The 5103-nt window shown below is 57.0% G+C and carries 7 protein-coding genes; all 7 read left to right on the forward strand.

Going from position 1 to position 5103, the window contains the following annotated elements; all coding sequences use genetic code 11:
- A partial coding sequence (locus tag WC859_10665) for a phosphate ABC transporter substrate-binding protein (GenBank protein MFA5976608.1) occupies positions 1-617 on the forward strand: 617 nt, incomplete at its 5' end.
- Between the two features lies 1 nt (position 618).
- On the forward strand, positions 619-1548 hold the full coding sequence (gene pstC / locus WC859_10670; protein MFA5976609.1) for a phosphate ABC transporter permease subunit PstC: 930 nt from the start codon (positions 619-621) through the stop codon (positions 1546-1548).
- A complete protein-coding gene (gene pstA / locus WC859_10675) occupies positions 1545-2435 on the forward strand; it encodes a phosphate ABC transporter permease PstA (protein ID MFA5976610.1) in 891 nt (296 codons plus the stop codon). The genes pstC and pstA overlap by 4 nt, the downstream gene beginning before the upstream one ends.
- On the forward strand, positions 2432-3190 hold the full coding sequence (locus tag WC859_10680; GenBank protein ID MFA5976611.1) for a phosphate ABC transporter ATP-binding protein: 759 nt from the start codon (positions 2432-2434) through the stop codon (positions 3188-3190). Before pstA ends, WC859_10680 begins: the two co-directional genes overlap by 4 nt.
- Positions 3187-3945 carry a phosphate ABC transporter ATP-binding protein PstB gene (pstB, locus tag WC859_10685; protein ID MFA5976612.1) on the forward strand — a complete coding sequence of 253 codons (759 nt, stop codon included), beginning with the start codon at positions 3187-3189 and terminating at the stop codon, positions 3943-3945. The genes WC859_10680 and pstB overlap by 4 nt, the downstream gene beginning before the upstream one ends.
- On the forward strand, positions 3945-4622 hold the full coding sequence (gene phoU, locus WC859_10690; GenBank protein ID MFA5976613.1) for a phosphate signaling complex protein PhoU: 678 nt from the start codon (positions 3945-3947) through the stop codon (positions 4620-4622). Before pstB ends, phoU begins: the two co-directional genes overlap by 1 nt.
- A gap of 128 nt (positions 4623-4750) precedes the next feature.
- Positions 4751-5103: substrate-binding domain-containing protein (locus tag WC859_10695; protein ID MFA5976614.1), on the forward strand; the 353-nt coding region annotated here is incomplete at its 3' end.

The raw sequence follows: 5103 nt of genomic DNA on the forward strand, positions 1-5103 counted from the left end.
CGCAGGCATCCCGGCCGATGAAATCCGAAGAAAAAGCAGCGGTTCAGACTCGCCAAGGGAAACAGGTGATTGAGATCCCTGTAGCCCTCGACGGGGTATCTGTTTATGTCGACGGGAAAAACCCCATCGAAAAGATATCAATGGATCAGCTCAAGGCGATCTATATGGGCAGCCTGACAAAGTGGGAAGAGCTGGGTGTTCCGCTTGGCCCGATCGTGGTCTATGGCCGGGAAAATAACTCCGGCACCTACGCATTCTTTAAGGAACATGTCCTGAAAAACACCGACTTCGCGCCGGAAGTCCTCAGCCTGCCGGGCACCGCGGCGGTCATCAACGCCGTAAGCAAAGATAAACGCGCCATCGGTTACGGCGGCATCGCCTACTCCAGAGGAACCAAAGTGCTCAAAGTCAGCCGCACCGCTCAAGGCCCGGCGGTGGAACCCTCCGAGGCAAATGTTGACAACGGCAAATATCCCCTTTCCCGCTCGCTTTTTTTCTACACCGCGGGCCAGCCGGGAGGCTCCGTCAAAGCATTCATTGATTGGGTTCTAGGGAAAGACGGCCAGAAGATCTGCGCGCAGGTGGGGTATTTCCCACTCGTGAAAAGGGGCCGATAGGATGGCTAAGCGGTCAGGTCGCCGGAGATGGGAAGCCCTCGTCGAGGGTGTCATCTACCTCAGCGCCCTGACCGCCATCGTGGCTCTTTTCCTGATCTTTGTTTTTATCGGCAAGGAAGCACTCCCCATCCTGACGTCACCGGAGATCCAGGAAGAAGCCAACCTTTCCAAGCTTTTCCTGCTCCAGGACGGACGGTTTTCATGGCAACCCGTCTCTGTGATTCCAAAATATTCACTGCTACCCCTCTTTGTCGGGACCCTCAAGGCCACGGCCGTGGCGATGCTTTTTGCGATCCCCCTGGCTTTAGGCGCAGCGCTTTTCAGCTCGGAATTCGCCCCCTCCTGGATGAAGGAGCTGATCAAGCCGGTGATCGAGCTCTTGGCCGGGATCCCATCGGTGGTGCTTGGATTTTTCGCGCTGATGGTCATGGCGACCTACGTCCAGGAGGCTTTTGGCATGGTCTACCGGTTGAATGCGATCAACGCCGGGATCGCTCTGGGACTGGCTGTCATTCCAATCGTCTATACCGTCGCTGACGACGCTCTAACGGCCGTGCCGCGAAGCTACCGCGAAGCCTCTATCGCCATGGGAGCATCCTCCTGGCAAACAGCCGCCCGGGTGGTTTTCCCAGCGGCTCTTCCGGGAATCCTGGCCGCTTGCGTGCTGGGGTTCGGGCGCGCGATCGGGGAAACAATGATCGTTCTCATGGCATCCGGAAACGCGCCGGTTTACAGCTTGGCGCTGGACAAACCGATTCGGACGCTTTCCGCTACGGTGGCGGCTGAACTGGGAGAAGTGGTTGTGGGAAGCGCCCACTATCATGTCCTTTTCTTTGTGGGGATATGCCTGTTCATTTTCACCTTTGTTTTAAATCTTTTCGGACATTGGTTTGTGAACCGCCTGCAGCAGAAAGTGCTGGGGTCCAAATGATCGGATCTTTCTTTATCGGCCTGACCGGCGCCTGTTGTCTGGTGATCATCGCGATGACGGTTCTGATCCTCGGCAATATTGCCTATCACGGATGGACGGCACTCAGCTGGCAATTTCTGACACATGCCCCCGAGCAGGGAATGACGGCCGGCGGCATTTTCCCCGCGATTTTCGGGACGTTATTTCTGGTTCTCCTGATGACGCTGGCGGTGATCCCGCTCGGGGTTCTGACCGCCATTTACCTCCACGAATATGCCCCACCCAAGTCGCGCTTCGTTCATGTCTTGCGCCTGGCCATCCAGAATCTGGCTGGGGTACCGGCGATCGTGTTCGGCCTCTTCGGTCTGGGTTTCTTTATCAGCTTTATGGGCCGGGGGATCGACCGCTTCTTTTTTCCAGGGCAACTTGTCTGGGGACAACCCGCCATCCTCTGGGCCGCGCTGACGATGGCGCTGCTGACACTGCCGACGGTGGTTGTGGCCACGGAAGAGGCCTTGAGGGCGATCCCGGAGGCCTACCGGGAAGTGGCCTATTCCCTCGGGGCCACCCGGGTCCAGATGATCCAGAAGATCGTGCTTCCGCAAGCCATCGGAGGGATTCTCACCGGAGGGATACTGGCCATCAGCCGGGGAGCCGGCGAAGTGGCTCCCATCCTGTTTACGGGCGCGGCGTACTACCTTCCCTATCTTCCCCGGAAGTTGAACGACCAGTTCATGGAAATGGGCTATCACATTTACGTCCTGGCGACTCAGTCGCCAGACGTCGAAGCCACAAAACCCATTCTGTATGCCACGGTCTTTGTTCTCCTGGCACTCACCTTTTCTCTGAATTTCACCGCGGTCTGGATCCGTTCTAAGATCCGGCGAAAACTGAGGGCATCCCGGTGACGACTCCTCTGTTACAAATCCGGCAGCTCGCCGTGCACTTCAACGGAGCGCCGATCCTTCAGCCCCTGTCCCTGGATTTGCAGGCGGGTGAGATCCTGGCCGTGATCGGTCCAGCCAACAGCGGCAAAACAACGTTCTTGAGGGCGCTCAACCGCATGGCCGACCTGGACCGGGAGCTCCGTGTCACGGGCGAGGTGCACTTGAACGGGAAGCCGGTCTTCGGACCCGATGCGGACGTGGTGGATATTCGCCGGCGAATCGGCATTGTGTTTTCGGTTCCTATTCCCTTGCCGATGTCGATTTACGACAACCTCGTCTTCGGACTCAAACTCCACGGCATCACAGAATCGAAGGAGATCCGGAAACGTGTTGAGGAGAGTCTGCAAGCCTCTTACCTCTGGGAAGAGGTGAAAGACCGGCTCGATCTGCAGGCGGTCAACCTTTCCGGCGGCCAGCAGCAGCGCCTGTGTCTGGCGCGCACGCTGATGGTTCAGCCCGAAGTCCTGCTGCTGGACGAACCCTGCTCAGGGCTGGACCCTATTTCAACGGCTAAAATTGAAGAAGCCCTCTCCGAGCTTAAAAAACAAATCGGGGTGATTCTCGTCACCAACAATGTGAAGCAAGCCTCCCGCGTCTCCGACCGGACCCTGTTCCTCCTGATGGGAGAACAGGTGGAAGTAGGGCCGACGACTGTTCTTTTCACCACCCCGCGCGATGAGCGGACAGAAGCCTACATTACGGGGAGGTTCGGATGACTGAGGTGAAACTGGAAACCCGGAAATTGAACCTCTTCTATGGGACATTCCAGGCACTCATCGGAGTTTCCATCCGGATCCCGCCGCAGGCGATCACCGCTATCATCGGCCCTTCCGGCTGCGGGAAATCGACGCTTTTGCGGACCTTCAACCGGATGAACGATCTGATTTCAAGCGTCCGGGTGGAGGGGCAGATTCTCTTGGATGGTCAATCGATTTATGACCAAGGGCTGCCTCTGACAAGCCTCCGAAAACGGGTGGGCATGGTCTTCCAACGGCCCAATCCTTTCCCGCTGTCGATCTACGAAAACGTGGCGTATGGACCCCGGATTCACAACCTCGTCGACCGCACGCCGCTGGATCAGATCGTTGAACAGAGCCTTGCCGGCACGGGCCTCTGGAATGAACTGAAGGACAAACTCAAGGATTCGGCGTTGTCGCTGTCCTCTGAGCAAAAGCAACGGCTTTGCATCTCGCGGCTCCTGGCCACGGATCCGGAAGTTTTGTTGATGGATGAGCCTTGCTCGGCGCTGGATCCGATCGCTACCGGCAAGGTGGAAGATCTCATGCAGGAACTCAAAACGAAGTACACCATCGTTATTGTGACGCATAACATGCAGCAGGCGGCCCGGGTGTCGGACTGGACGGGGTATATGCTTTTGGGAGAGCTCGTGGAGTTTGGAGCCACCCAGGCGGTTTTCACCACGCCTACCGACCAACGGACGGAAGATTACATCACAGGGAGGTTCGGCTGATGGAACGTCATTTTGATCAGGATTTACAGCAATTGAAAGAACGGATTCTCTACATGGGAAGCCTGGCCGAAACCATGATCCACATGGCAATTAAGGCCCTGACGGAGCGCCGGCTGGAACTCACCCAGAAGGTGTATCAACACGAAGAAGAGGTGAATAAGCTCCAGATCGAAGTGGACGACCGCTGCCTCAAGATGATCGCTTTGCATCAACCGGCGGCTTCGGATCTCCGGTTTCTGGCCGCGGGCATGAAAATAAACGCGGATCTGGAACGTATCGGAGATCAAGCGGTCAATATCTGCCAGACCACAGAGTTCCTGCTCAAAGAAGCCCCCCTGAAACCGCTGATTGATGTCCCCCGCATGGCGGAGATCGCCACGGAGATGCTGAAGAACGCTTTGGATTCGTTTGTTCAGAAGGACGAAAACCTGGCACGCTCGGTGCTGGTCCGCGACGACGAAGTGGATCAGTTAAAAGAACAGGTGTTCCGAGAACTTTTGACTTTCATGTTGTCGGATCCCTCCACCATCAAGCGGGCCCTTGATTTGATCCTCATTTCACGCAACTTGGAGCGCATCGCGGACCACGCCACCAACATCGCTGAAGACGTGGTGTTCGTGGTGGCCGGCAAGGACATCCGTCACCACTCCGAAGCCCTCAACACTCCTCGCGCCTAGCCAAACAAACCGCCCCCCTAAACCGGCGACTCGCCACACCCCGCTACTCCGTTGTCATCCCGTTGTCACACCACTGTCATATAGCCGTCAAAATGGAAGTCTAGAATGGGAACCTAAGGGAGGGTTCAATGAAAACTCTGCAGCGTTTTATCGTCTTTTCAGCCATTCTGGGTTCGGCGGGTTTGGCGCGGTCAGCCGACACCATTACCGTCAAGGGATCCGATACGATGGTCATTCTCGGGCAGAGGTGGGCGGAAGCCTACATGTCGACGCACCCGGGGGCCATCGTCCAGGTGACCGGCGGCGGCTCTGGAACCGGGATTGCCGCCTTGATCAACGGCGCCACCAACATCGCGCAGGCATCCCGGCCGATGAAATCCGAAGAAAAAGCAGCGGTTCAGACTCGCCAAGGGAAACAGGTGATTGAGATCCCTGTAGCCCTCGACGGGGTATCTGTTTATGTCGACGGGAAAAACCCCAT

This window comes from Elusimicrobiota bacterium (genome assembly GCA_041660185.1).
Classification (GTDB): Bacteria; Elusimicrobiota; Elusimicrobia; order 2-01-FULL-59-12; family 2-01-FULL-59-12; genus JBAZWU01.